Below are 4,453 nucleotides of genomic sequence, written 5' to 3' on the forward strand. Positions count from 1 at the left end.
TATCAAAAACACAGGGCTCTGCGAAGTCGCAAGACGACGTATAGGGTCTGACGCCTGCCCGGTGCTGGAAGGTTAAGAGGAGGGGTGCAAGCTCTGAATCGAAGCCCCAGTAAACGGCGGCCGTAACTATAACGGTCCTAAGGTAGCGAAATTCCTTGTCGGGTAAGTTCCGACCTGCACGAATGGCGTAACGACTTCCCCGCTGTCTCCAGCATAGACTCAGTGAAATTGAATTCCCCGTGAAGATGCGGGGTTCCTGCGGTTAGACGGAAAGACCCCGTGCACCTTTACTATAGCTTTACATTGGCATTCGTAGTGGCATGTGTAGGATAGGTGGTAGGCTTTGAAGCCTGGGCGCCAGCTCAGGTGGAGCCACCCTTGAAATACCACCCTTATTACTATGGATGTCTAACCGCGGCCCGTTATCCGGGTCCGGGACAATGTATGGTGGGTAGTTTGACTGGGGCGGTCGCCTCCTAAAGAGTAACGGAGGCGCGCGATGGTGGGCTCAGAACGGTCGGAAATCGTTCGCTGAGTGCAATGGCATAAGCCTGCCTGACTGCGAGACTGACAAGTCGAGCAGAGACGAAAGTCGGTCATAGTGATCCGGTGGTCCCGCGTGGAAGGGCCATCGCTCAACGGATAAAAGGTACGCCGGGGATAACAGGCTGATGACCCCCAAGAGTCCATATCGACGGGGTTGTTTGGCACCTCGATGTCGACTCATCGCATCCTGGGGCTGGAGCAGGTCCCAAGGGTATGGCTGTTCGCCATTTAAAGCGGTACGTGAGTTGGGTTCAGAACGTCGTGAGACAGTTCGGTCCCTATCTGCCGTGGGTGTAGGAATATTGAAAGGATCTGTCCCTAGTACGAGAGGACCGGGATGGACGGATCTCTGGTGGACCTGTTGTGGCGCCAGCCGCATAGCAGGGTAGCTATATCCGGACGGGATAACCGCTGAAGGCATCTAAGCGGGAAACCCACCTTAAAACGAGTATTCCCTGAGAACCGTGGAAGACGACCACGTTGATAGGCCGGGTGTGGAAGAGCGGCAACGCTTGAAGCTTACCGGTACTAATAGTTCGATCGGCTTGATCGTTCTCATTCCTTATGCCCATCTGACAAAGTCAGATGGTCTGTTCTCACTCACGCTCGTTCCGCCCTGCGGGCGGCGCTACGTGGGTGCGGCGCATCAGCGCCGACGGTCGGTCGACCTTGCGAAGCTTCGCTTCGAAAGGCGTCAGGACCAGAAGAACTGTAAAGGCACAAAAAAGACCAGCGAACAGCTCAGAGAAAGCAGCAAATAGGATCCCTATTCGCTACTCACTATTGGCTATTCGCTAGAAACAGCTTCTCGAACAACGTGCGTTTTGCCGACCTGGTGGTTATGGCGGAGCGGCTGCACCCGATCCCATTCCGAACTCGGCCGTGAAACGCTCCAGCGCTGATGGTACTTCGTCTCAAGACGCGGGAGAGTAGGTCGCTGCCAGGTCTGCTAAACGCACGTTGAATCTTCTCTTTATGATAAGGCCCGCCAACGGGAACCCGGGCCGCGAAAGCGGCCCTTTCATTTGGTGAGCCAAATACCTATCTGTAGGCCATCCTGTTCGTAGGCCTGCGCATACTTCCAAACCTCGACGCGGGGTGGAGCAGCCCGGTAGCTCGTCAGGCTCATAACCTGAAGGTCACAGGTTCAAATCCTGTCCCCGCAACCACACTTCAAACGCAAACGGCCCGCTCAACGCGGGCCGTTCGCATTTTGAAGCCGTGCAAGGCCAGGCACCTCGACATCAAAGCCCGTTGACGTGCTCCCCTGAATATCCTGCAGGAGGCCCGCTAGCTCTCATGTTCCCTGTCAAGGCTGAAGGCGAGAGGGAACAACGTAAGCGCTGTTGTGGGACCACCTTTCGGGAGTGGTCGCGATCTGTGAGGTTGCCGATCCTGTATTGGGATCGGAGATCGGCTTGTGTCTGGACTTGACCTTACGCTTGACCCGGATCGGCAGCCTCGGCGTTTCGAGGTGATCAACGGTGCCGGCGGTCGGCGTCATTGGTCGGTGGATGACAAGGCGCGGATCATCGCGGAGACGCTGGAGCCGAACGCAGTCGTTTCCGAGGTCGCCCGCCGGTATGGCCTCAGGCCGCAGCAGGTCTTCGCCTGGCGCCGCGAAGCGCGCAAACAGGCCGCTTCGGTGCAGCAAGATTCTCCTGCCTTCGTGCCGGCGGTTGTGGCGGCGGCGGGGCCTGTAGCCAGCCGTTCACCGAAGCAGCAGAAACGGCAAGCCGCTCGAGACGCCGGAGTGATCGAGCTTGAGATCGACGGCATTGTGATGCGGGTCGGCCGGGGCGCCGATTCCAAGACGGTGGCCGCAGTGATCCGCGCGCTGAAGGCGACGTCGTGATCGGGCCGACGGGTGCGGTCAAGGTCATGGTGGCGACGAAGCCGGTCGACTTCCGCAAGGGCGCGGAGGGGCTGGCGGCGCTGGTGCGAGAGACGATGGGGGCCGATCCGTTCAGCGGGGCCGTCTACGTCTTCCGGGCGAAGCGGACTGACCGGATCAAGCTGATCTTCTGGGATGGCACCGGGGTCTGCCTCTATGCCAAGCGTTTGGAGGATGGGGAGTTCCGCTGGCCGAAAGTGCATGACGGCATGATGCGGCTGACGGCCGCGCAGCTCTCGGCGCTACTCGAAGGTCTCGACTGGCGGCGTGTCCACGAGGCGCGCCGGACCCGCGTTCCAGCCCAGGCCGGCTGACCCGCGACGAAGTGAATCAGCCCGGATTCCGCTGTCGCGGCCTGTCGGCGAATATGGTCTGATCCGGTCATGGCGATGACGGCTGACCAGCTTCCCGACGATCCGGACGCGCTGAAGGCGATGGTCCTGGCGCGCGACGTCGAGAACGCCCGGCTGATCCAGATCATCAAGGAATTACAACGCCACCGCTTCGGCCGTCGTGCTGAGACGCTCCCCGAGGATCAGTTGCTGCTGGGGCTCGAAGAGGCCGAACAGATCGAGGCCGCGGGTGACGAAGAGCAGGAGCAATCTGCTCCCGCCGAGCGCCAAGCAAAGGCCGCCAAGCGCCGGGCGAACCGCGGCGCGCTGCCACCCCATCTGCCGCGCACGGAGATGGTCGTCGACATTGAGGACCATGCCTGTCCGTGCTGCCGCAATGGCCTGCATCGCATCGGCGAGGATGTGAGCGAGCGGCTCGACATCGTGCCGGCGCAGCTGCGTGTGATCGTCGTGCGGCGACCAAAATATGCCTGCCGCGCCTGCGACGACGTGGTGGTTCAGGCTCCCGCGCCGGCCCGGCTGATCGAGGGTGGTCTCCCGACCGAAGCGACGGTCGCCCAGGTGCTGGTCTCCAAATATGCCGATCATCTGCCGCTCTATCGTCAGGCCCAGATCTATGCCCGGCAGGGCATCAATCTCGATCGCTCCACGCTCGCCGACTGGGTCGGCCGCGCCGCCTGGCATCTGCGTCCAGTGCATGAGCGGCTGCTTGGCAAGCTGAAGGCTTCGCCGAAGCTCTTCGCCGACGAAACCACGGCGCCGGTGCTCGATCCCGGCCGCGGCAAGACGAAGACCGGCCAGCTCTGGGCCTATGCCCGCGATGACCGACCATGGCATGGCGGCGACCCGCCGGGCGTCGCCTATGTCTATGCGCCCGACCGGAGGCCGAGCGTCCGATCGCTCATCTCGCAGGCTTCACTGGAATCCTGCAGGTCGATGGCTATGGCGGCTATCGTGTGCTGGCCGACAAGAGCGACGTCACGCTCGCCTTCTGCTGGGCGCACGTTCGCCGGCGGTTCTATGAATTGGCCGCCGCTGGCCCCGCACCGATTGCCAGCGAGGCGCTGAGACGGATCGCCGAGCTCTACAGAATAGAGGACGATATCCGCGGCCGATCGGCCGATGAACGCCGTGCGATGCGTCAGGAAAATAGCCGTGCCATTGTCGCCGATCTTGAACCCTGGCTGCGCGAGAAGCTCGGCCTGATCAGCCAGAAGACAAAGCTCGCCGAGGCGATCCGCTACACGCTCTCGCGCTGGCAAGGCCTGACACGCTTCCTTGACGACGGCCGCATCGAGATCGACAGCAACGTGGTCGAGCGCTCCATCCGTCCGATTGCGCTCAACCGCAAGAACGCGCTCTTCGCGGGCTCGGACGGCGGTGCCGAACACTGGGCAGTCATCGCATCGCTCATCGAAACCTGCAAACTCAACGGTGTCGAGCCGCTCGGCTATCTCGCCAACGTCCTCACCAGGATCGTCAACAGCCATCCGAACAGCCAGATCGACGACCTGCTGCCCTGGGCCTACATCCGGGCGCCTGAGCTCAAGGCCGTGGCCTGAGAACAGCGCTTACGGAACAACTGCTTGGCGCGAGTGTGCAAAGCAGTCGGATTGGCTGGAACTGCACAGGGTCGGGGGTGGAGCTCAGAGACGACGGT

Annotated in this window: 2 protein-coding genes, 1 tRNA gene, 2 rRNA genes and 1 pseudogene (1 of these 6 only partly in view); all 6 read left to right on the top strand. The window is 61.5% G+C overall.

Annotated features, from left to right (window positions below; all coding sequences use genetic code 11):
* Positions 1-1,099: ribosomal RNA gene (locus NKI20_RS21460) — 23S ribosomal RNA — on the top strand (it extends 1,723 nt beyond the left edge of the window).
* Positions 1,100-1,377: 278 nt separating this feature from the next.
* Positions 1,378-1,492, top strand: a 5S ribosomal RNA gene (gene rrf, locus NKI20_RS21465).
* Between the two features lie 146 nt (positions 1,493-1,638).
* Positions 1,639-1,715: transfer RNA gene (locus tag NKI20_RS21470), tRNA-Met, on the top strand.
* 251 nt (positions 1,716-1,966) lie between these two features.
* A complete protein-coding gene (tnpA, locus tag NKI20_RS21475; RefSeq protein ID WP_352833973.1) occupies positions 1,967-2,401 on the top strand; it encodes an IS66-like element accessory protein TnpA in 435 nt (144 codons plus the stop codon).
* On the top strand, positions 2,398-2,754 hold the full coding sequence (gene tnpB / locus NKI20_RS21480) for an IS66 family insertion sequence element accessory protein TnpB (RefSeq protein ID WP_023709031.1): 357 nt from the start codon (positions 2,398-2,400) through the stop codon (positions 2,752-2,754). The genes tnpA and tnpB overlap by 4 nt, the downstream gene beginning before the upstream one ends.
* Before the next feature lie 69 nt (positions 2,755-2,823).
* Positions 2,824-4,355: pseudogene (gene tnpC / locus NKI20_RS21485) on the top strand (IS66 family transposase).
* Positions 4,356-4,453 lie beyond the last annotated feature (98 nt).

The sequence above is a fragment of the Mesorhizobium sp. M0830 genome (assembly GCF_040319965.1).
Taxonomy (GTDB): Bacteria; Pseudomonadota; Alphaproteobacteria; order Rhizobiales; family Rhizobiaceae; genus Mesorhizobium.